Annotated in this window: 21 protein-coding genes; 1 reads left to right on the forward strand and 20 read right to left on the reverse strand. The window is 47.8% G+C overall.

The window, feature by feature from the left end:
* Positions 1-15: 15 nt before the first annotated feature.
* The 4 genes from D1831_RS00110 to D1831_RS00125 all read right to left on the reverse strand — a co-directional run bounded on the left by D1831_RS00110 (position 16) and on the right by D1831_RS00125 (position 5,659).
* Positions 16-1,599 (reverse strand): hypothetical protein, encoded by a 1,584-nt coding sequence (locus tag D1831_RS00110; protein WP_125070474.1) that lies wholly within the window; start codon positions 1,597-1,599, stop codon positions 16-18.
* On the reverse strand, positions 1,596-3,038 hold the full coding sequence (gene wsfD, locus D1831_RS00115) for a glycan biosynthesis hexose transferase WsfD (protein ID WP_404819873.1): 1,443 nt from the start codon (positions 3,036-3,038) through the stop codon (positions 1,596-1,598). Before wsfD ends, D1831_RS00110 begins: the two co-directional genes overlap by 4 nt.
* Before the next feature lie 67 nt (positions 3,039-3,105).
* The gene (locus D1831_RS00120; RefSeq protein WP_125070478.1) at positions 3,106-4,233 is read right to left on the reverse strand and encodes a glycosyl hydrolase family 8; all 1,128 of its coding nucleotides are present in this window, start codon (positions 4,231-4,233) and stop codon (positions 3,106-3,108) included.
* A gap of 13 nt (positions 4,234-4,246) precedes the next feature.
* Complete coding sequence (locus D1831_RS00125) at positions 4,247-5,659, reverse strand: FAD-dependent oxidoreductase (RefSeq protein ID WP_125070480.1); 1,413 nt, start codon at positions 5,657-5,659, stop codon at positions 4,247-4,249.
* Positions 5,660-5,874: 215 nt separating this feature from the next.
* Between D1831_RS00125 and D1831_RS00130 the strand changes: the two genes are divergently transcribed.
* Positions 5,875-6,555 (forward strand): EAL domain-containing protein, encoded by a 681-nt coding sequence (locus D1831_RS00130; protein ID WP_125070482.1) that lies wholly within the window; start codon positions 5,875-5,877, stop codon positions 6,553-6,555.
* 86 nt (positions 6,556-6,641) lie between these two features.
* Here the strand turns inward: D1831_RS00130 and galU are convergent, their stop codons facing one another.
* From galU to prfB, 16 genes are all read right to left on the reverse strand, one after another.
* Complete coding sequence (galU, locus tag D1831_RS00135; RefSeq protein WP_125070484.1) at positions 6,642-7,568, reverse strand: UTP--glucose-1-phosphate uridylyltransferase GalU; 927 nt, start codon at positions 7,566-7,568, stop codon at positions 6,642-6,644.
* 47 nt (positions 7,569-7,615) lie between these two features.
* Positions 7,616-8,632: an NAD(P)H-dependent glycerol-3-phosphate dehydrogenase gene (locus tag D1831_RS00140; RefSeq protein WP_125070486.1), complete on the reverse strand. Its 1,017-nt coding sequence runs from the start codon at positions 8,630-8,632 to the stop codon at positions 7,616-7,618.
* Between the two features lie 20 nt (positions 8,633-8,652).
* On the reverse strand, positions 8,653-9,498 hold the full coding sequence (lgt, locus tag D1831_RS00145) for a prolipoprotein diacylglyceryl transferase (protein ID WP_125070488.1): 846 nt from the start codon (positions 9,496-9,498) through the stop codon (positions 8,653-8,655).
* A 15-nt stretch (positions 9,499-9,513) separates the two neighbouring features.
* Positions 9,514-10,470 carry an HPr(Ser) kinase/phosphatase gene (gene hprK, locus D1831_RS00150; protein ID WP_404819874.1) on the reverse strand — a complete coding sequence of 319 codons (957 nt, stop codon included), beginning with the start codon at positions 10,468-10,470 and terminating at the stop codon, positions 9,514-9,516.
* A 142-nt stretch (positions 10,471-10,612) separates the two neighbouring features.
* Complete coding sequence (locus tag D1831_RS00155) at positions 10,613-10,978, reverse strand: phage holin family protein (RefSeq protein ID WP_125070492.1); 366 nt, start codon at positions 10,976-10,978, stop codon at positions 10,613-10,615.
* A gap of 15 nt (positions 10,979-10,993) precedes the next feature.
* Positions 10,994-11,317, reverse strand: a complete 324-nt coding sequence (locus D1831_RS00160; RefSeq protein ID WP_125070494.1) for a PspC domain-containing protein — start codon at positions 11,315-11,317, stop codon at positions 10,994-10,996.
* Positions 11,318-11,415: 98 nt separating this feature from the next.
* A complete protein-coding gene (gene phoU / locus D1831_RS00165; RefSeq protein ID WP_125070496.1) occupies positions 11,416-12,090 on the reverse strand; it encodes a phosphate signaling complex protein PhoU in 675 nt (224 codons plus the stop codon).
* Positions 12,091-12,101: 11 nt separating this feature from the next.
* Positions 12,102-12,857, reverse strand: coding sequence for a phosphate ABC transporter ATP-binding protein PstB (pstB, locus tag D1831_RS00170; RefSeq protein WP_125070498.1), 756 nt, complete (start codon positions 12,855-12,857; stop codon positions 12,102-12,104).
* 10 nt (positions 12,858-12,867) lie between these two features.
* Positions 12,868-13,677 (reverse strand): phosphate ABC transporter ATP-binding protein PstB, encoded by an 810-nt coding sequence (gene pstB, locus D1831_RS00175; protein WP_125070500.1) that lies wholly within the window; start codon positions 13,675-13,677, stop codon positions 12,868-12,870.
* Between the two features lie 14 nt (positions 13,678-13,691).
* Complete coding sequence (gene pstA, locus D1831_RS00180) at positions 13,692-14,576, reverse strand: phosphate ABC transporter permease PstA (RefSeq protein ID WP_125070502.1); 885 nt, start codon at positions 14,574-14,576, stop codon at positions 13,692-13,694.
* Positions 14,566-15,495 carry a phosphate ABC transporter permease subunit PstC gene (gene pstC, locus D1831_RS00185; protein WP_125070504.1) on the reverse strand — a complete coding sequence of 310 codons (930 nt, stop codon included), beginning with the start codon at positions 15,493-15,495 and terminating at the stop codon, positions 14,566-14,568. The genes pstA and pstC overlap by 11 nt, the downstream gene beginning before the upstream one ends.
* Positions 15,496-15,505: 10 nt before the next feature.
* Positions 15,506-16,381, reverse strand: coding sequence for a phosphate ABC transporter substrate-binding protein PstS family protein (locus D1831_RS00190; RefSeq protein WP_125070506.1), 876 nt, complete (start codon positions 16,379-16,381; stop codon positions 15,506-15,508).
* Between the two features lie 179 nt (positions 16,382-16,560).
* Positions 16,561-17,949, reverse strand: coding sequence for a two-component system histidine kinase PnpS (gene pnpS, locus D1831_RS00195; protein ID WP_125070508.1), 1,389 nt, complete (start codon positions 17,947-17,949; stop codon positions 16,561-16,563).
* On the reverse strand, positions 17,942-18,667 hold the full coding sequence (locus tag D1831_RS00200) for a response regulator transcription factor (RefSeq protein ID WP_125070510.1): 726 nt from the start codon (positions 18,665-18,667) through the stop codon (positions 17,942-17,944). Before D1831_RS00200 ends, pnpS begins: the two co-directional genes overlap by 8 nt.
* Positions 18,667-19,842 (reverse strand): PDZ domain-containing protein, encoded by a 1,176-nt coding sequence (locus D1831_RS00205; protein WP_125070512.1) that lies wholly within the window; start codon positions 19,840-19,842, stop codon positions 18,667-18,669. Before D1831_RS00205 ends, D1831_RS00200 begins: the two co-directional genes overlap by 1 nt.
* A gap of 180 nt (positions 19,843-20,022) precedes the next feature.
* Positions 20,023-21,139 (reverse strand): peptide chain release factor 2 gene (prfB, locus tag D1831_RS00210; RefSeq protein WP_125070514.1). Its coding sequence is split into 2 segments (ribosomal slippage): positions 20,023-21,066 and positions 21,068-21,139, totalling 1,116 coding nucleotides; the frame shifts between segments, so codons are not numbered across the junction.
* Positions 21,140-21,161 lie beyond the last annotated feature (22 nt).

Here is a 21,161-nt window from a genome sequence, read left to right on the forward strand (position 1 = left end):
AATCGGGTTTCCCCCTCATCCCTTACGTTTAAACATATTCAAATAAACTTTACGACCTACAAAAATAAATAATCCAAACACGGCAAACGTCCCCAAGAAAAAGATCAGTAGGACGTTCCCCTGAACTTTAAAGAAGCGGTTCATCCAACTCTCCTCAGGTTTAACCGCCGCCAAGGTCTTTTCTTGTACCGGCTGATCCGGAACCTGCGTCCGCGCACCGTTCAAAAAATACGTTCCGTACTGGTAGCCAATCGTTGCCGTTCCACTAACAATGTTGGTTGACTTCATTTGAGTGGCGGGATTTAACCACTGATAATGCATGCGGTTCACCCGGTGCTCAAAGTCTTTTAAGCTCGTTTCACTATTGGGCATCGTGAACGTTAGGGCGGTTGGAATAGCGAACCGGCGGCCCATTTTCGAAAGGTCAGTTCCCGAACTAACGGTGCCAAACGAGCTCGCCGCAACGCCGTAAATACTATTTTTAAAAACGGTCGCTTCGTTATCCTGCTTGGCGTAAGTCAGGGTTGCGGGATTGGGTAACCATAAAATTTGATTAGCCTTTTTTAACGCGTAGTTTCGGTAAACGCGGTCCTGGTTCCAAAAAGCCGGGGTGCTAATTCCCACCGGATACACTTGGTTTTGAGCAAATTGAATCAAATAATTATTCATTAAATCATCCAGGGTATGGCCACTACTTGCCGTAACACCACCGACAACTGGCGTCTTAAGAAAAATAACGCCGCCCCGATTTTCAATTAGCCTCAGGACCTTGGCAAAGCGTTGATACGCCTTAAAATTAGCGTTGGTTCCCACCGTCGTCGTACTAACGGCGAACGGAATCCCCCGCCGATAAAGTGTCAAACTTAGCTTGTTTAATAACACTAAATTCGAATACGGCGTGACCTTCGTGATCGTCAGTAGCGGGTCGTAAGTTTTGGTGTGACCAAAAAGGGTGGCCATCGTCTGCATTGCCAGCGTTAAACTGTATCCCCCAGTGGAGAAGTAGGGTAAGTACCCCTGACGACCAACAACGGTGCCGTACGGGTACGCCCGTTTTTGCGCGGTCTGTGGTTGTAAATAGCCCACCGTACGAGCCTTAGTAGGTAACTTAGTCAGGGCCGTCATCGTTTCACTAAAGGGTAATAACTGGTGAACCGTACGTTGCTTGTTGCGCAGCGTCAACTGCTGATGGTACAGTTTCACCGGCGTGACCCCCATACTTTGGGCCTCCTGCTTAGTTAAATTGGGACCAATGTGGAGTTTAATGCCCTTAAAGCGCGCCCGGTCACGACTAAAAGCCCGGTTATTTAAAGCCGTTTGGGGCCAATTGATCAGCGTGACCACGCCCTGATACTTGGCCAGCTGTCCCGAACGGTAATTCTCAGCTGCTTCGGTTTTAACCTGCACGTGTAACCCCGTTAGGATCCGTTGTACCGCCGCAACCTTAGTTTGGTCGTTATTAGCAACGTTTTGGGAATCGTAAACTAGAAGCACCCGCTCAACTGGTTGCGCTGCTTGAACTCGCCCCGGTACGGCCAGTCCCATCAACAAGACTAATCCCACAAATAGCCATCTGAATAAAGCGCGATGATTTTTCATGACGCATCAGCTCCTTGACGGTACGCGTGCCATAACCGGTGGTTCAAGACGTCCGAAATAAACAGTAAAAAAATCAAATCAATGCTGACCGGTACCATGAATAGGTGTTTAGCAAGGTCCGCGTCACCGTCACCAATGATTGAAATAACCGGTACAAAAATAAAAATAGTTAAGTAACCCGCAACTAAAAAGAAGCGGAGGATCCCTTCAAACTCGTGATTCTTTAAATCGTTGTAAAAGCCCACGGCGTAGGTCATCAACAGGGCCATCGCCAATAAGCAGTTAAACGCAAACTTTTGCGGGAAAAAGGCCCCCGCCACTTGACTATAAAGCGTGAAAAACGTGACCTGCTTACCCGGCGGTGCGCCGGAGGCCTTGGTGTAATCGCCCACCGCTTTAACCTGGGTGATCATGACGTCGGCTGCCGCTAGATCTAATAAGCGTCCGAACTGTTTTAAGTGTGTCGCGTAGTACTTAACGACCCACGCGAACCCTAACTTAGTAAGCAAATTCTTTTTGACGTAGGGCCCCGAAGCCTGAATCGTGGCGAACTGTTTGGCGTAATAGTCTTGATTTTGCATTAAGGCGTACTGCTCATCAACGCCGCCCTCAGCCAGCGCTTTACTGGGATCGTCAGTCTGAGTTAACACCCCGTGCGAAAAGGTTTGGTAAGAGTTGATGTCCACGAATTCCTTACCAATCAGCTTATAGGTCAGGCCCCCCGTGATTAAAACTACCGCCATGCCAACGAACAAGTACGGCCGCTGCGCTTTAAAGTTAGGGAGAAATAGTAGCCCCAGCGTGACCACCACAAAACTGAGGGCCAGCGGGGCGTTTTGGGATTTATTGGCAATTAACAACAGCGTGCTCACTAAGTATATTAAGATCAACGGCCAGCGTCGTTGGTAGCGTTGCCGTGCCAATAAAAGAATTGACGAAAACGAATATAACGTCAGGCCCAACATTTGGGGCTCCGCAAAGAATGAGTTGAAATATAAGGTAAACGACGCGTCCCCAAATACCAAAACGACTAATCCGGCAATCACGTAGTTCCGGAACCGTTTAGCCGGGTACGTTAACGCGTCGGTCAACATGTAGATACCGCCTAAGTACAACCCGTAGTTAACGACACCCATAAACCGAATATCAAAAACCGAACGACTGTAAAATAACTTGTTTAATCCAATGGCTAATTTGACGAAAAGGGGTTGTGACGAAAAGTTGACGGAGTGGTACTCGTTAAAATATTTCATCAACCCAAACTTCTGGGTCACGTAACCGAAGTAGTTATAGTCCGTACCTAGTAATTTATAGATCCCGTTGCTGTACATCGCCCGGTAATAATCGCCGTTATCCGCTAACCCGTTAATTGGCGGCACAAAGATCAGGTAGCCTGCCAATCCCGCGCAAATTAAAACGGCTAACAACGGGGGCGGCATTAATTTTTGAAAAATTTGTCCGGCCCTTCGTAATCGCCGTTTCCAGATAATCACATCAATGCCCCCATCAATTTAACGCTGCGTTTAACGCCGTCAAGTTGTCATACGAATAAACCTGTTTGGTCTTGGCACTCCCAATACCACCATCAATCACCGAATCCGCCTGGTTAACTTGTAACCGCCAAACGTTTTGCATTGCTTGGTGATAATGTTGCCGATCACGGAGCGTCGCAAAGATTGCCGCCGCTAACGCGTAATTAGCCGCCGATTCGCCCTGAACACTGACCGTCCCCGTTGTGGTATAACCATTTTCTAAATTATGTTGTTGCAGGCGTTGCACCAACCACCGACGGCTAGTCGTCCTCAATTGCCCCACCTCTGCTAAATGCAGTAGCGTTTCTAACGCTTCGGAGGTGTTCAAGTCGTGGTCGCTGTACTGACTCGTCGTCCACTGATAGCTCACGGCGTATAGGGGGAAAACGTCGCCTAAGTAGCCCCCCTTAACGGCAATCAGCTGTTTACGGTAAGCCGCGCGGCCCTTGGCAGTTTCGCATTCAAAGTACTTTAACGTCCGTAGATCAAAGTACGCTAAGTTGCCCGTCGTCGGTGCTTTATGGGCTTGCATGTCGTAATAATTGACTAAGTGCCCATCTTTGATACTGGTATTAACTAACGTTTGGTACCGTAACGTGGCCTCCTTACGGTAATAAGCCGTATGGTGGGCTTGATCATAAGCTAACAGGGCCCGAATGATCCGCAGATCATCCAGCGTTGCGTTGACCCGGGACCGTTTGCGGGTACGCGGGTCGTACCGGTAACTAAACTGGCCGTGATCGTCAAACGTCTTTTTAGTTGCGGCGTAAAAGCTCCGAAAGGCCGCCCACTGGTGAGTCGTCGCGAGGTACTGTAACCACATCCCCGCTGATTCGCTGAGCATTTCGTGCCCCGTTGCGTTCGCCTGTGTCCGTTTCTCAGTGTCTAAGTAGTTGGTATATAAGCCCTGCTTAGTCAGTAAGCCCCGCCGAATAAATTTAACTAAGTGCCGCGTTTTTTGCTGGTCCGCCGACGTTGCGTACGTCGTGGTCGCGATAAAATCACGTGGTGCCTTGGTTGGCGCTTTGACCTGGACCTGTTTTTGGCACCCCGCTAAAAAAAGCACCGGCAACAACCATAAAAGCCACCATTTCCGTTGCATGCTTATCACCTAATTACTGTAAACTCTGATCATTTTGCTTGGCCCAGTCCCCGAAGGCCGTGATGCGGGTCTTGGTGTTACCGGCTTGCCGTTCCTGCTCAATTGCCTGTTGGGCAACTAAATTTAAATAATTAAACGGGTCGTCAAAGTTCGGTGAAAAGAGCATGTCCACGAACGCCAAATCATCAATCGTGTTACCGTTTTGGATTGCGATTGAGACCGCGTTCGCCGACTGCGAAATCTCGTGTTTACTCCAGAACTGAGCCCCCAAGATTTTACGATTTTCGGGATTATAAATCAGTTCAATCGTCAACGCGGCCGTTGTCGGCATGTAAGCCGGACGCCAAGTCCCGTCAAACGTTACCCGTTTGGCCGGGATATGGTTATTCTTAGCCTCTTCAAGGGTCAACCCCGTCGTTGCCATCGTGTGGTTAAATAACTGCATGGCCGACGTTGCTTGGGTTCCCATGTACCGCTGGTGATTGCCAAAAACGTTCACGCCGGCAATCGCACCCTGACGAACCGCGTTCGTTGCCAACGGGGTGTAGGCCGAACGACCAGTCGGGTTAAAGTTGACCACGCAAGAATCACCGGCCGCGTAGATGTCTGGATCAGACGTTTGAACGTAATCGTTGATCACAATAGCGCCGTGTTTGTCCGTCTTGACCTGACCGCGCAATAATTCTGTATTCGGAACAAACCCGGTCCCGACGATCGCCAAATCGGCCGTAAAGTCGCCCTGGTTCGTTTCAATGACCAATTCACCGTCTTCGTTACTAGTAAAGGCGCTGACCCGGTGATTCAACAGCACGTTGACACCATGATCTTTTAGCACGTCCACGACCCGCTCAGACATATCGTGACTGATGTAGTGGTTCAAGATTTGATCATGCGCTTGAAACAGGGTGACTTCGTGCTCCGTATTAGCATAACTTTCCGACAGTTCGGTCCCAATGTACCCAGCCCCAATGATGGCGATGCGGCGGTTATCTTTAGCCGTCTTATAAATTTCCTGGGCCTGACTATAGGTTTTGCACAGGAGGACTTTCGACTCATCAATCCCAAAAATGGGCGGAACCGCCACGCTAGAACCGGTCGTCATGATCAGCTTGTCGTACGTATCGTGAAAAACTTTCCCCGTTTGCATATCAACAACTTGCATACTCTTCTGCTTCGCATCAATGCTTAGGACGTTGTGTTTCGTCTTGACGGTGGCCCCTAACGCTTGCAGATCCGCTGGGGAAGAGTAAAACATGTCCTCCAACCGGTTGACCTTGCCGCCTAAGTACAAATAAATCCCACAGGATAAAAATGAAATATTATCATCGCGTTCGTAAATCGTCACGTCCGCTTCAGGATGATCTTTCAGAATTTGAGCAGCCGCGGCCGTCCCCGCGTGCGTACAACCTACAATAATAATTTTCAAAATTCATTTCCCCAATCACGCTATATTTTAATTTGTATAAACTCATTATAAACATTTTCCCGGGTTATTGATACCTTTGTCACAATTACGTCCCCCGTTCATTGTTAACGATTACCAAGTTTGAAGTTCATATCATTCCCCTCCCCCGTTTTTTGGTATACTATGGGCTTTGGGTGTATTAACACTTTCTAGTCATAATTAAAGGAGTTGGCCCTATGTACCGCTATTTTATTCAGCCCCAATTAGATAAATTCAATAATTCATTGATTGGCTATGAAATGTTGATTCGCTACCGGGAAACGCCCCAAGACCGTTGGACGTTACCCGCTAGCTTTGAGAACATTCCCATCGACGTTCAGGTCAACCTGCTTAAAGCCACGGCGAGTGAACTGGCTTTAAAAATTGGTTCGGTCTCAATCAATTTTAACCGCAAGCAGTTTTTAAACGACTGCATTGCGAGCGCCGTCATCGACGCGCAAAAGAAGCTCTTCCCCGTTAAGGTGGTCGTGGAAGTCACCGAGGAAGCCGGTGAAGACCAGTATTCATTAGCGGCTATCGAACAGCAAATTGCTAAGTACAAGGCTAACGGTCTGCAATTTAGCTTGGATGACGTTGGCACGGGGATCAACGTTTACGACCACATTCAACCGTTGCTCGATTCCGCTGAGGAAATCAAGTTCGCGATGCAAAACTTCCGGGCCGAGAAACGGGAAGCCGAAATTCCAAAAGAGTTGGCGTTTTGGTGGCAAGTGGCGCAGGAACACGACATGCGCTTAATTCTCGAAGGCGTTGAAAATGAGCAGGAAGACCAAATGGCCGACGAACTCAACATTCCACTTCGCCAGGGCTACTATTACGGTAAACCGCACCTTTTTAAGCTCAACGCGGACCGTTAAGCACCACCATGCAACGCAAAAAACGGTACCCGGAAAATAACCCGGGTACCGTTTTTTGCGTCCACCATTTATTGGCAGAGCACGTATTACTTAGTATTCTTTTTAGTTGTTTTTGGAGCGGCCGCACTGCCATCTTCCTTGGCCAACTGTGCGCCTAAATCTTTGATGTAGGCCCGTAAATCATCCTTAACATCGGGATGGGTCAACCCGTATTCAATGGTGGTCTTCAAGTAACCAAACTTGTAACCAACGTCGTGCCGGGTTCCCTTGAATTCGTGCGCAAACACCCGCTGCGTCTTGTTCAAGGTATCGATGGCGTCCGTTAATTGGATTTCATCGCCCTTACCAGGTTTTTGATGTTCCAGCACATCAAAAATTTCTGGTGTTAATAAGTACCGACCAATGATTGCTAAATCACTTGGTGCGTCTTCGGGACTTGGCTTTTCAACGAAGTTATTCACGTTGTATAAACCGGGTTCCTTTTCACTTTCAGGATTAATTACCCCGTACTTCGAAACGTCTTCGTGAGGAACCTTCATAACGGCCAACGTTGAAGCGTGGGTCTTATCATAGCTGTTCATTAACTGCTTCGTTAACGGAACTTTATCTTCCATCAAGTCATCACCAAGCATAACAACGAATGGTTCGTCCCCAACGAAGGCCTTCGCTGTTAAAACGGCATCCCCGAGGCCGCGTGGGTGTGATTGACGGATAAAGTACAAGTTGATGTCAGTCGTTTCTTGAACGAGTTTTAACATTTCTTCCTTGTGCTTAGCACGTAAGTTATCTTCGAGTTCGGGATTTGAATCGTAGTAATCTTCAATACTCCGCTTGCTCTTACCAGTTACAATAACAATATCTTCAATTCCGGATTTGCGTGCTTCGTCGACGATGAACTGAATCGTTGGCTTGTCGACGATTGGTAACATTTCCTTCGGCATTGCTTTCGTAGCTGGCAAGAAACGGGTTCCCAAACCAGCCGCAGGAATAACGGCTTTTCTAACTTTTGACATGTGATAATCCTCCTAAAATAGTGAAATATTTACCTGAAAGACCTACTCTACTGGAGCTCAGGTTTCCCCTCGCGCCGCATTAATTGTGGAATGACCTGCTTAATGTCGGCACCATTATATAATACATCATAAATGGCTTCAGTAATCGGCATTTCAATATTTTGTTGCTGAGCTAATTCGTAAGCGGCCTTCGTAGACGGAATTCCTTCGATAACCATACCCATAGTATCGATAACCGTCTTCAAATCTTGACCAGCTCCTAGTTCGTTACCCGCGCGCCAATTCCGTGAGTGGACACTCGTCGCCGTAACGATCAAGTCGCCGACTCCGGACAAACCGATAAAGGTCAGTGGTTGGGCACCTAAGGCCACCCCTAAGCGACTAATTTCAGCGAGCCCCCGGGTCATTAAAGCGGCCTTAGCGTCATCACCGTAGCCTAAACCGTGCAACGCACCGGCACCTAGCGCAATGATGTTTTTCAAAGCGGCACCCAGTTCAACCCCGATAACGTCATTATTCGTGTAAATCCGGAAGTAGTCGTTCATGAATAACTGTTGAACAAACTTAGCCGCTTGTTCACTTTCACTAGCCGCGGTGATTAACGTAATATCCCGTTTTGCGACTTCTTCAGCGTGACTCGGCCCGGACAAGACCACGATGGCCTGGCGTAAATCGGCTGGAATTTCTTCGGCTAAGACTTGTGACAACCGTTTGTGGGTGTCCAGTTCCAGCCCCTTGCTGGCGTGGATAATAATTGGCTTTTGGTGGGTCTGTTCCAACACCGCGGCCACCTGTTGGGCCACGCTGCGAATGGCCTTAGTTGGGACTACGAACAGAATGGCAGCGACGCCGTCTAGGGCTGCTGCCAAATCAGTATACGCCGTGAGTGATTCTGAATAGTGAAAATCCGGAACGTAGTGTTGATTCGTATGGTGGTCGTTTAATTCCGCAACCTGTGCCGCGGAGTTTGACCATAGCCGTACGTCGTTTCCGTTTTCGTCCAATAAGTTTGCTAAGATACTGCCCCAAGAGCCCGCACCTAAAACCGCAATTTTTTCTGTCATTCGAATAACCCTCTAATCTACTATTTTTCTGTAACGATTTTTTGCCCAGAACCGTCTAAGTACCAGCGGTTGTTGCTTAAATGACGTCGCCGCCAAATAATCAGACCAATACTACCAATAAACAGAACAACTGATAACGCTTGTGAAACCCGAATTACATTGAATAACATCAACGAATCCGTGCGCATACCTTCGGTGAAAAACCGGCCAAACGAGTACCAAGCAACGTAGGTCAAGAATACTTCACCCTGCTTATACCAACCGGTGTGGTGCCGGGTCGCCATTAATACGACAAACCCCAATAGGTCCCAAACGGATTCGTATAAGAAGGTCGGTTGCCGGTACGCGCCGTTAATGTTCATCTGCTGAATCAACCAGCCGGGTAGGTGTAAACTTTGCAAAAAGCTCAGGCTGGTTACCCGGCCAAAGGCTTCCTGGTTCATAAAGTTCCCCCACCGACCAATCCCTTGGCCCATGATCACGGTCGGTGCCGCGACGTCTAACATTAGCCAAACCGGGACGAACCGGGACCGACAGAATAAGACGACCACGATACCGGCCCCAATGAGGCCCCCGTAAATGGCAATTCCGCCGTCCCAAATACGAATAATTTCGCCGGGATTTTGACTGTAGTACGACCACTGAAACGCAACGTAGTAAAGTCGTGCGGCAATCAAGGTAAATGGTAAGGCCCACAAAATCATGTCATAAATATCGTCGGGACGGATCCCGCGTTTTTGACCTTCACGTACTGCTAACGCAACCGCAATCACTACGGCACTCGCAATAATTACCCCATACCAGTGAACTTCAATGGGCCCCAATCTTAAAGCAATTGGGTTGAGCGCCCCTAAAACGGTTTTCACGCTATTGCCATCTCCTTATTGCTTGTGAGAATCGTGCGCGGAATTTTCTTTGATCAGTGAGTTTAAGTTATCGTCAAAGACTTTAGTGGCATCGTAGCCCATACTCTCGGCCCGGAAGTTCATCGCAGCCGCTTCAATAATAATGGCTAAGTTCCGCCCAGTCTTAACCGGAATGGAAATTTCGGGAACTTCCACGTCAAAGAATTTCCGGGACTGTTCTCCATTCCCTAGTCTATCAAATTGCTTATCGGGCGTCCAATTCTCTAAGTGAACAATTAAGTCGATGTCGGTGTCCTGCCGAACCGCGCCGGCTCCAAACAGGTTCATCACGTCAATGATACCGATTCCCCGAATTTCTAATAAGTGGTTCAAGATCTTCGGCGCTTCCCCAACTAAGGTTTGTTCGTCTTGTTGATAAACGTCGACCCGGTCATCAGCAATCAAGCGGTGCCCCCGTTTAACCAGTTCCAGCGCCGTTTCACTCTTACCCACACCGGAGTCCCCGGTAATCAGGACCCCCAAGCCGTAAATATCAACTAAAACACCGTGAACCGACTGGCGTTCCGCCAGTTTACCTTCCAAGTAGTTCGTCATGTTACTTAAAATCCGTGACGACGTCATCTTAGTACCAAGAATCGGTACCCCGTTTTCTTTCCCCGCCTGTACCAGTTCATTAGGAACCGGTAGGCCGGTCGAAATGACGAACGCCGGCGTCGTTAATTGACACATCTTACGAAAAATCATTAGCCGCTCATCGTGACTCATGTTTTTCGAATAAGCGGTTTCAGTTTTACCTAATAATTGAACCCGTTCGCGCGGGTAGTAATTGAAGTAGCCGGTTAACGCCAGACCCGGCCGTGAAATATCACTAGTGGTAATGTCCTTATCAGCCAATAATTCGGCTCCGTGATAGACGTCTAAGCGCGTATTCTTCACCAAATCAGCAACGGTTACACTTCCTGCCAAGTTAATCCCTCCTAAGTCATCGTTCAGTCATTAAAAAAAGTGCGGTCGGCATTGTCCAGTAATGCTATTGCACTACTTTTTCAAGCCTCCACACTTTTGACTGAAAACGGATCATTCCTATCTTCTAATCTTAGCACTTTAAAGCGCTTTAATCACCATTGACTCCACTGTTCGCGAAAAAATTCGAGACGATCACGTTAGCGAGTGACATCAAAATTGAAACTAACACGGCCATCCCGAAACTCGAGAAACCAAAGTTAGCCTTGCCAACCACGTACGACGTCATCTGTAACATGAACCCGTTAATTACAATACTAAACAACCCCAACGTAATCAGGGTAATTGGCAGTGACAGCAACACGAGTACTGGCTTGACCGCCGCGTTTAGTATGGCCAGTACGAAACTAGCCAACAGGGCGATCCAAACGTTAGCCACGTGAAAGCTCGACTGGAAAAATCCCGCGATGGCGATAAATAAGACCGTATTAATTAAAATTCGTTTCCAAAAACCCACTTTACTATCACTCCATTAATCGTGGTGCCGCGGTTCATCTTCCTCGTGGACGTTATGAATTTCTTTCCGCCCCTGTGGTTGTGGCCGCGCGGTACCGTTCCCCTGACTAGTCCGACGCATCTGTTCAAAGAAGCCGCCATTTTCTGGCCTACTTGGCATGATGGTCATTAACACTAAGTAGAGTAAGATACCAAAACCGTGTGAAGCTAAGGTCAATAGGACAAATAGAACCCGCAAAACGTTGGCGTTCCAATTTAGATATTCCGCAATGCCACCGAGTACCCCGGCCACGACGCGGTTATTTGATTTAGTTAATTTCCGATTAGTATTAGATTTCATTTTAGACACCTCAATAACTTTAGTCTAATTATATCTTACTAATACTAAAAGCCGGTTGCAAACTAGATGAACCGGCTTTAGAGATTATTTATGATTAACTAAACTAAATTTGAACTCTCGGGATTTAATTCAATGATCTCGCCGGTATTCAAGTAGACGATCCATTCCCCAATGTTAGTCACTAACGCCCCAATCCGCATCAGGGAGCTGGCAACCTTCAAATAATCAGTCGAACCACTGACCGTTTCGGGGTGGCGTTCCATTTTAGAAATTCCCTTGGCATTGATCTTATCGTACATTTCACCGACCTTAGCATCCCGCGCAGCGACCTTGCGAGCAGCTAAGTCATCGCTTTTAACATAGGCCGATAACATTTCTTCGACCATTGAACGCACCCGGTTCCCCATTTCGGAAAGTGCGGCTTCAATTTCGGGCACCCGCACGTGGCCCTTGACCCGGATAGTCGCGTGCGCAATGTTACGTGCGTGGTCCGCCATGCGTTCCAGCTCCGAAACGGCCTTCAAAATCGTCACAATTTCACGTAAATCAGACGTAACGGGTTGGTAAAGTGCAATCATTTCAAATGATTTTTGTTCCAATTCCACTTCGCGCTGATTAATTTTAGCATCGTTATCGATAATTTCTTGAGCCAATTCCCGGTCATGATCGATAAAAGCTTTGACCGCTTTTTCAATCGTTTCGCTAACCATCATTCCCATTTCGGTGAAGTTAGCATCAATATCATTTAACTCGTCGTCAAATAGTCGTCGCATGGTTTTTCCTCCTAACCAAATCGTCCTGAAATATAGTCATTGGTTTCTTGTTTAACCGGATTCATGAAAATCTGCTTCGTATCGTTAACTTCAATCAATTCACCATTTAAGAAGAACGCGGTCCGATCAGAGATTCGTGAAGCCTGCTGCATATTATGCGTAACAGTTATGATAGTGTAATCGTGACGTAAATTCAATAGCGTCGTTTCAATCATGTGACTAGAAACCGGGTCCAGGGCGCTGGTTGCTTCATCCAGTAGAATGATATCTGGTTCGACCGCTAATACCCGCGCGATGCAGACCCGTTGCTGTTGGCCACCGGACAGGGCGAGCGCGTTCACGTGTAGGCGATCTTTCACTTCGTCCCAAATTGCAGCCTGCTTTAAGCTCTTTTCAACCGCTGCGTCCAGTTTTTCTTTATCGCGGACCCCGGCCAAGCGCAGCCCGTAGACCACGTTTTCATAAATTGAAAACGGAAACGGGTTGGGCTGTTGAAACACCATGCCGATTTCTTTACGTAATTGAACGGTATCCGTCGTGGGCGCATAAATGTTAGTGTTGTTAAATTCAACGTCCCCGGTAATCGTTACGCCGGGAATTAAATCGTTCATTCGGTTCAAACACCTTAGGAACGTCGACTTACCACAACCAGAGGGCCCAATTAACGCGGTAATTCCCTTTTCTTGAAAATCAATGTTAATTCCCTTAAGGGCTTCCTTTTTACCGTAAAACAAGTGTAAATTTTCTGCTTTTAAAATTGTGCTCATGGCGGCCCTCCTATCCAAAGTTCCCCGAAATGTAATCGTTCGTTAAATCAACCTGCGGATTCGTAAAGATATCGCCGGTTTCCGCATATTCAAGTACTTTACCTAAGTTGAAAAACGCGGTGTAGTCACTGATTCGAGAAGCCTGTTGCATGTTGTGCGTCACGATGATAATCGTATAGTTTTGCTTCAGTTCCAGTAACGTATCCTCAATTTGACTCGTTGATACGGGGTCAAGCGCACTCGCGGGTTCGTCCAACAATAAAATATCGGGTTTAATGGCAATGGCCCGGGCAATGCATAACCGCTGCTGCTGACCACCCGACAAAGCTAAGGCACTCTTGTTTAAATCGTCCTTAACTTGGTCCCACATGGCGGCTTGGCGTAACGACCGTTCGACGATCTCATCCAAATCCTGTTTTTTATTCACACCCCGTTGCCGTAACGCGAACGCAATGTTTTCGTAGATCGACTTTGCAAACGGATTGGGACGTTGAAACACCATGCCAATGTGCCGGCGCATTTCGTAAACGTCGATATCGTTACTATTGATATCCAGCCCCCGGTACATAATTTTTCCTTTAACGGTTGCAATCCGGTCATTCATCCGGTTTAGGGACCGTAAGTAGGTCGACTTACCAGAGCCGGACGGACCAATTAACGCGCTAATTTTGTAGCGTTCAAACTGTAAATCACCTTCCGAAATAGCTTCCGACTTACCGTAAAAAACGTGTAAATCTTCCGTTGAAAGCGCAATTTCATGGTCTTTAGGATCAAATTTTAAAATATTGCGTTGATCCGTTGTCATTGAATTATCTGCCATCAAAAAGGCCTCCTTTATTCAGCGGTTAAATGTTTATACAGACGCTTGCCAAGCCAGCGAGCTAAGAAGTTAAAGAGCAATACCGCAATGATCAGTACGGCGGACGCCCCGGCAGACACGTCCTTGGCATCCGGCATGATGCCTTCGGAATTAATCTTCCAAATATGCACGGCCAGCGTTTCGGCGGGACGCATTGGACTTAACGGACTGCTAATATCAAACGGGTTCCAGTCGCTGAAGTTCAGGGCCGGCGCACTTTGACCCGCAGTGTAGATCAACGCCGCGGCTTCCCCAAAGATTCGCCCGGCACTTAAAACGACACCGGTAATGATACTTGGTAACGCGGCTGGTACCACGATTTTTGTGACCGTTTCCCAGCGTGATAGTCCTAACGCGTAGCCAGCTTCACGCTGGTTATCTGAAATATTAGCTAAGGCTTCTTCAATACTCCGGGTTAGGATCGGCAAGTTAAAGACCGTTAACGCGAAGGCCCCGGAAATAATCGAGAACCCCAATTTAAATTGGACTACGAAGAACAGGTAACCAAATAAGCCAACTACCACGGAGGGCAATGAACTTAAAATTTCAATGGTCGTCCGAATTAGACCGGTCACCGTATTTTGCGGCGCGTACTCGTTCAAGTAAATTCCGGCGCCTAGTGAAATCGGTAAAGAGATCAATAGGGCTAAAAACAACAGGTAGAAGGAGTTAAATAACTGGATACCGATCCCCCCACCCGCTTCAAAGGCTAAGGCCGGGGACGTTAAGAAGTGCCAAGAAATTTGCGGTACCCCTTCAATGAGAATGAACCCCAGTAATGCTACCAAGATGATAACCACTAAGGCCGCGACTCCGTACAGGACCCCGGTCGCGATTTTATCAATGCGTTTAGCGTTCATTGCTTAATTTCCCCTTTCGTCCAATATACCGGATAGCTAAGTTGAAGACCAAGGACATTAGCAACAGAATCATCGCTAGTGACCAGAGGGCGTTATTTTGTAACGAGCCCATAACCGTGTTCCCAATCCCCATGGTCAAAATACTGGTCAACGTGGAAGCCGGAGAAACTAGATTTTGTGGTAAGAGGGTGGCATTCCCAATCACCATTTGAACGGCTAAGGCTTCCCCAAAAGCCCGGGCCATCCCAAACACAATGGCGGTTAGCATTCCCGGAATCGCCGCCCGTAAAACAACTTTATAAATCGTCTGCCAGCGGGTCGCACCTAACGCTAAGGACGCTTCCCGATAATAACGGGGCACGGCGTTTAACGCGTCGGCACTCATTGAAGTCACGGTCGGTAAGATCATTACGAACAGGACAAACGTCCCGGATAAGATGCCGTAACCACTACCCCCAAACGTATGCCGCACAAATGGGACCACGACTTGTAAACCGATAAAACCATAGACAACTGACGGAATCCCAACTAATAATTCCGTTACGGGCCGTAAAATCTTAGCTCCGCGTCGGGGTGAGATTTCGGTCATGAAGACCGCGGTTCCAATGGCAAACGGTGTCGCAATCAAAGCGGACAAGATCGTAATTAAAAACGACCCGACGATCATCGGCAGCGCCCCCACGGCTGGTTGACCATTGGTACCGGTCGTTCCCGGGTTCCACTGCGTTCCGCTTAAGAACTGCCATAAATTGACGTGATTTTGAAAGAAGGTTGCCAGCCCCCGTGACGCCACAAAGTAAAAAATCAAAAAGACGACCCCAACAATTAACGCGAGACAAATCAGGCTAATGATTTTACCCCGGCGCTCAATTTTACTGGCAATTGACTTTTTTAATAAGCTTTCTCGAATTTTATCCATGCGCTCCCCCTCATTTCATTGGCGAAATTTTACCGGTCGCACTCCGCTGTACTTGCATATCATGGACCGAAATATAACCTAACTGTTTGACTAATTTTTTTTGAACAGCGGTTGATAAAATGTAATTGATAAATTGTTCCGTTAACTGGTTGGGCTTTTTACCCGTGTACAAATGTTCATAAGACCAGATGCGCCAGCGGTTATTACGAACGTTGGCTTTGGTAGGCCGAACACCGTCAACGTTAACGGCTTGAACGGTCTTATCGAAGTATGAAAACGCAACGTAACTGATGGCGCCCGGAGTACTAGCAACGATTGACCGTGCTAGGCCCGATGAATCTTGTTCCTGTGAATCCGCACTCTGGTGGCCCTTTAACGCGTAACTTTCAAACGTCTTGCGCGTTCCGGAGCCCTGAGCCCGATTAATTAGTGTGATTGGGAGGTTTTTACCCCCAACTTCACGCCAATTAGTGACTTTACCCGTAAAAATCTGAATGAGTTGTTGTTGTGTCAGGTTAGTTACCCCAACGTTTTTGTTGACGATGGGGGCAATGCCGACCACCGCAACCCGGTGGTCCCTGAGTTTGCTCGCATCGATTCCCGACTGTTCTTCTGCAAAAATGTCCGAGTTACCAATGGCTACCGCGCCCGATTGAATTTGACTGAGGCCGGTACCCGACCCACCGCCTTGCACATTAATAAAAATACCCGTCCGTGTGGAACTGTACTGTTCACCCGCAGCTTCGACTAATGGCTGTAAAGCGGTGGAACCAACTGCGGTGATTGACTCGCCGGCGTCCGTCCGTACTCGGTGGGTGTAACCGAACCCGACGAGGACACCAATCAAGATCAGTCCTAGTAATTGGATGACCCGACTTTTTTTCATAACAAAATACCTCCTACCCATTGCTCAAAATCTATAATACAAAGTTTGTGTAAATGCTTGATATGCGTTTTGTAAAGATTGTGTAAATGTCAAAATATTTTGATTTATTCACTTGCCAAACGTATAAAAATAGCCGTTTATGGGGAAAATTTCACCTCCATAAACGGCTATCATCAAGCTTATTCAATTATTGGTAGGGTCACGGTCATGGTTGTCCCGACGCCACGTTGACTAGCCACAGTAACGTCGCCGTGCATGGCCGTTACTAGTTCCTTAACAATGGCTAGTCCCAACCCCGTACCGCTCACGACTTGCTGTGAGCGTGACGGACTGGCCCGGTAAAAGCGTTCAAAAATTCGTTGTTGGTCCTCAGCACTGATGCCGATCCCCGTATCCGCGACGATCAACGACCAGTGTTTTTCAGTTGACTTGACCGTGACCGTGATGCGACCACCCTCGCGGTTATACTTAATGGCATTCGTTAACAAGTTTTTAATTACCTGGCTCAACTTGCGCGCATCAACGACGGCCTTAAAATCCGCGGCAACTTGGTTAACAACCGTCAGCCGCTGGCGCGCAACGGCTTGTTGGTCGACGGCTAATTCCTGTTCGATCAGCGGTCGGATCGTCACCGTCGTTTGCGCCAACTTAGTCGTACTTTGTGCCCGGATCCGGGATAACGACAACACGTCCTGAATTAGGTCGATCAACCGCTGGCTTTCATCCGCGATAATTTTTAAAAATTGATCCAGCGTGGCCGGATCATCCTTAGCCCCGCTTAATAACGTCTCCGTAAAACCCGCAATCGCGGTAATCGGCGTTTTAAGCTCGTGACTGGCATTACTAACAAAGTCATCCTGCATCTGTTCGATCATGTAAACTTCAGTAATGTCGTACAGCATCAGTACAATCTGGTAATGAGAACGACTATTCTGAATATAAACCGTAGTTGCTTCCACGACTTGGGTATTAGGGGCCGGCGTCAGGGTGATTGACGCCCGTTGATTCTTGCGGGTCGTAATCGTGTCCTCAATTAGTTTCGTCAGAGCGTACAACTGAATATCTTTCGTGTACGCGTGGGCGACCGTATTAATTGATTCTTGCAAAAGCTCACTCATTGCTGGATTTGAAAGCTGGACCTGCCGGTGATGATCGATCACCATTACCCCCACGGGCAAGTAACGCATGATCATCATCAGTTCCTTTTCTTGCAATTCCGCGCGGCGAGTCTGGTTCCGCTGGTAACTTTCCAGCTGATTGACCGCCTGTGACAAGCTATACAACGGGTCTGACTGGGGCAATAAAATGTGGGGTGGAAACTGCTGACTACTCATCTGCCGCAACTTGGCTTCCATCCGGTCAATCGTTTTTTGCCGCTCACGTTGCTGGAACCACACAATACTAGTCTCAACCACCGCGATAAGCACTAATACCAAAATAAGCCCACCGACAAGGCCGGTCGACCAATTAATTGGTGAAAAATGTTGTACCACCAAGAGGACCATTAACAATATCAAAACGTTTTCTAACGTTAACAGGCGGACCGACTGTTGCCACCGGTTATGCATGCTCATCACCCACGAATTCATAACCGAATCCGCGGACCGTTCGAATTAAGCGGGGATTTTTGGGATCCAGTTCAATTTTTTCACGTAAATGGGAAATGTGAATATCCACAATCCGCGTTTCACTAGCATAATCGTAACCCCAAACGTGGTTCAAAATGGCATCACGACTGAGCACCCGTCCTTCCCGCTCAACAAAGTAAACTAATAGTTCAAATTCCTTAGGGGTTAGACTAATGCTTTTACCGTTGCGGGTGACCCGGTACTTATTCTGATCAATCTGTAAATTCCCCACCGTCATGATGGCCCGGTTGACCGGGGCCGTAGCGGAAACTGGGGCTGGTTCAGTTGGTACCGCCCGCCGAATCACGGCCTTGATCCGTGCCAAAACTTCCCGGGGTGAAAATGGTTTGGTAATGTAATCGTCAGCTCCCAGTTCCAACCCAAAAACCTTATCAAATTCATCGCTTTTGGCCGTCACGATAATAATCGGTGTGCGGACCTTTTCTTGCCGTAATCGTTTCGTGACTTCCATTCCATCTAATTTAGGTAACATTAAGTCTAATAAAATACAAGTAAATGATTGTTCCAATCCCAATGACAACGCGGCCGCACCATCCGTCGCCGTCACTACTTCATACCCAGCTTGTTTTAAGTTGTATGATAACAACGTTACGATGGCTGGTTCATCGTCTACAACTAAAATCTTATCCATGGTCATTAATCCTCCTGATCAGTGAATAATACTATCCCTAACTCGTGTGGGGCGCCGTTATAAATCGCCGTCTCAGTAATAATCAATTCTTGTTGTAAATTACGTACTTTTAAGTGAACATAGGTTGGACTATCCAACAGGGCCGCGTAAAACTGACTTTCAGTATGCACCGCTTTACGGTTACATTCCAAAATAACGTCACCCAACCCCAAATTCAATTTATCCGCCGGGGTATGACGACGTAATCCAATCACGCGCACCCCCTGATCCGTATCGGAAAATCGGAAGCCCTGGTGCTGATCATGGTAGCGGTGCTGGATTAAAATTCCCCAAGTTAAAACCACCATTCCGCCCATCAAAATCAGCAACCACTGGGGACTTAACGCCGCCAAGCGTGCCCCAACGGCCAATACTAATGCCACCACAGCTACGACACCATAGCGTTTTGCCAACCGGTGCCAAGCCGTTTTAGGTAATTGTTTATAAACTTGTACACTGGCTCCCAATAGTAACGGCAATAATATGATACTAAAGGAGCGCTGACCCACCATAAAGACTGGCCACCAACTAAAGGTTGCGTGCAACCAGTCTCCTGGAACTAACACGGCCACGGGTAAGACCAAAAACTGTTGCCAACGGTACCGTACGATCCGTTTACCACGCTGATCCGGTCGCAGTTGGGGAGAATCCCCCTGGTGATCATGCCAGCGCAATAGCGCGGCGGTCACGGCCAAAATCATGGCAACCAGCACTAACGCGTTAATTAGTAGCCCACCGCTCATACTAGTCGTCGTTACCCCGTATCGCTGCAACGCTCCCCCAACCATGGTCAACTGGGGACTGTACAGCCAATAAATCAACCAGCTTAGCCCGAAGACCGTCACGGGTAGTACGGCAAACGGAACGATGATCAAACTGATTACCGCGATCAATTCATAAATCACGACCCAGACGGGAGCCACGACGATGCCAAGTCCCAAACTAATCACGCTAGTCACCAGTCCGAACAACACCCCGTCAATTAAAAAGTGGCGCACCTCGACAAACTGCGCGTTGATCGCACTACGAAAATGATGGCGTTCGTAGTTGACCCGATTGCGCGCGGTCATATAGCTGCGAAGCAGCCCCAGCCAAACTAACGGCTGCATAAAAAATAACTCTAAGACTTTCAATACTTGCATGCGCGTGACTCCTAACGTTAAACTCTGAAATTAGTATAGCATTTTTAGCGGGCCAGACCAATATTGTTTACACCGGCCAAAGCCCGATATCAACGCATTAATAACAGTATATCATTTGTAAAATATTCAAAAAAAGACCGTTACGCTCGAACCAACGAGTGCAACGGTCTTTCATCAAAATTATTGAGGATTCTTTTGTGCCAATTTCCACTGCAAGTACGCGTCAATGAACGGGTCCAAATCACCGTCCATCACGGCCTGACCATCGTGACTTTCATAGTTCGTCCGGTGATCTTTGACCATCGTATACGGATGAAAAACGTAGGAGCGAATTTGCGACCCCCAACCAATATCCATTTGTTCACCCTGAATGGCCGCGCGTTGTTTGGCCTTCTTCTCTTCTTCACGTTCGTAAAGTTTTGCGCGTAACATGTTCAACGCGGTTTGGCGGTTTTGTAATTGTGACCGTTGGGCCTGACTAGCGACCACAATCCCCGTTGGAACGTGGGTAATTCGAACAGCGGACGACGTTTTATTAACGTGTTGACCCCCGGCGCCACTCGCCCGGTAAACGTCAACTTTTAAGTCCTCCGGCCGAATATCCACGTCCACCGTATCATCTAGTTCGGGCATTACGTCCACACTTGCAAAGGACGTATGCCGCCGTCCCGCCGCGTCAAACGGTGAAATTCGGACTAACCGGTGAACACCCTTTTCTGAACGCAAATAACCGTACGCGTTATGACCACTGATCAGCAACGTGACGCTCTTGATTCCCGCCTCATCGCCAGCTTGGTAATCCACGGTTTCAACGCCAAAATGGTGACTGGCTGCCCAGCGAGTGTACATTCGTAAAAGCATTGCCCCCCAGTCTTGTGATTCGGTTCCACCAGCTCCGGGATGAATTTCTAAAATGGCGTTGTTTCGGTCATAGGGTCCGTCGAGTAGTAGGTTTAACCGGTAGCGCTGCAAGTCGTGTTCGGCCTTAGTAAAATCCCGTTCAAACTCCGCTTGCATATCGGCATCCGGTTCCTCATTCAGCAACTCGTACGCCACCGCTAAGTCACCAACTTCATCGGCAAGCTGTTTGTAGGCGTCGTACTTACCCTTCAACACGTTATTATCATCAATGACTTTTTGTGCGGCGGCCTGATCATCCCAAAAACCGGGTTCGGCCATCCGTGCTTCATTTTCTTGGATGCTTTCGTTCAGGGCATCTAAGTCAAAGTGACCCCCTAAAGTCGGCGACAGCACTTTGCATTTCTTCAATTAGATGTTTATATTCACTTAATTCCACAAAGAACCCTTCTTTCAACTTA

The organism is Lactiplantibacillus garii (genome assembly GCF_003885105.1).
GTDB lineage: Bacteria > Bacillota > Bacilli > Lactobacillales > Lactobacillaceae > Lactiplantibacillus > Lactiplantibacillus garii.

What these genes read in the sequence shown, in the direction of transcription:
- D1831_RS00110 (WP_125070474.1), bottom strand. Translation starts at nt 1,599, where the DNA reads ATGAAAAATCATCGCGCTTTATTCAGATGGCTATTTGTGGGATTAGTC.
- wsfD (WP_404819873.1), bottom strand. Translation starts at nt 3,038, where the DNA reads ATGCCGCCCCCGTTGTTAGCCGTTTTAATTTGCGCGGGATTGGCAGGC.
- D1831_RS00120 (WP_125070478.1), bottom strand. Translation starts at nt 4,233, where the DNA reads ATGCAACGGAAATGGTGGCTTTTATGGTTGTTGCCGGTGCTTTTTTTA.
- D1831_RS00130 (WP_125070482.1), top strand. Translation starts at nt 5,875, where the DNA reads ATGTACCGCTATTTTATTCAGCCCCAATTAGATAAATTCAATAATTCA.
- galU (WP_125070484.1), bottom strand. Translation starts at nt 7,568, where the DNA reads ATGTCAAAAGTTAGAAAAGCCGTTATTCCTGCGGCTGGTTTGGGAACC.
- D1831_RS00140 (WP_125070486.1), bottom strand. Translation starts at nt 8,632, where the DNA reads ATGACAGAAAAAATTGCGGTTTTAGGTGCGGGCTCTTGGGGCAGTATC.
- D1831_RS00160 (WP_125070494.1), bottom strand. Translation starts at nt 11,317, where the DNA reads ATGAAATCTAATACTAATCGGAAATTAACTAAATCAAATAACCGCGTC.
- phoU (WP_125070496.1), bottom strand. Translation starts at nt 12,090, where the DNA reads ATGCGACGACTATTTGACGACGAGTTAAATGATATTGATGCTAACTTC.
- pstB (WP_125070498.1), bottom strand. Translation starts at nt 12,857, where the DNA reads ATGAGCACAATTTTAAAAGCAGAAAATTTACACTTGTTTTACGGTAAA.
- pstB (WP_125070500.1), bottom strand. Translation starts at nt 13,677, where the DNA reads ATGGCAGATAATTCAATGACAACGGATCAACGCAATATTTTAAAATTT.
- pstA (WP_125070502.1), bottom strand. Translation starts at nt 14,576, where the DNA reads ATGAACGCTAAACGCATTGATAAAATCGCGACCGGGGTCCTGTACGGA.
- pstC (WP_125070504.1), bottom strand. Translation starts at nt 15,495, where the DNA reads ATGGATAAAATTCGAGAAAGCTTATTAAAAAAGTCAATTGCCAGTAAA.
- D1831_RS00190 (WP_125070506.1), bottom strand. Translation starts at nt 16,381, where the DNA reads ATGAAAAAAAGTCGGGTCATCCAATTACTAGGACTGATCTTGATTGGT.
- pnpS (WP_125070508.1), bottom strand. Translation starts at nt 17,949, where the DNA reads ATGCATAACCGGTGGCAACAGTCGGTCCGCCTGTTAACGTTAGAAAAC.
- D1831_RS00200 (WP_125070510.1), bottom strand. Translation starts at nt 18,667, where the DNA reads ATGACCATGGATAAGATTTTAGTTGTAGACGATGAACCAGCCATCGTA.
- D1831_RS00205 (WP_125070512.1), bottom strand. Translation starts at nt 19,842, where the DNA reads ATGCAAGTATTGAAAGTCTTAGAGTTATTTTTTATGCAGCCGTTAGTT.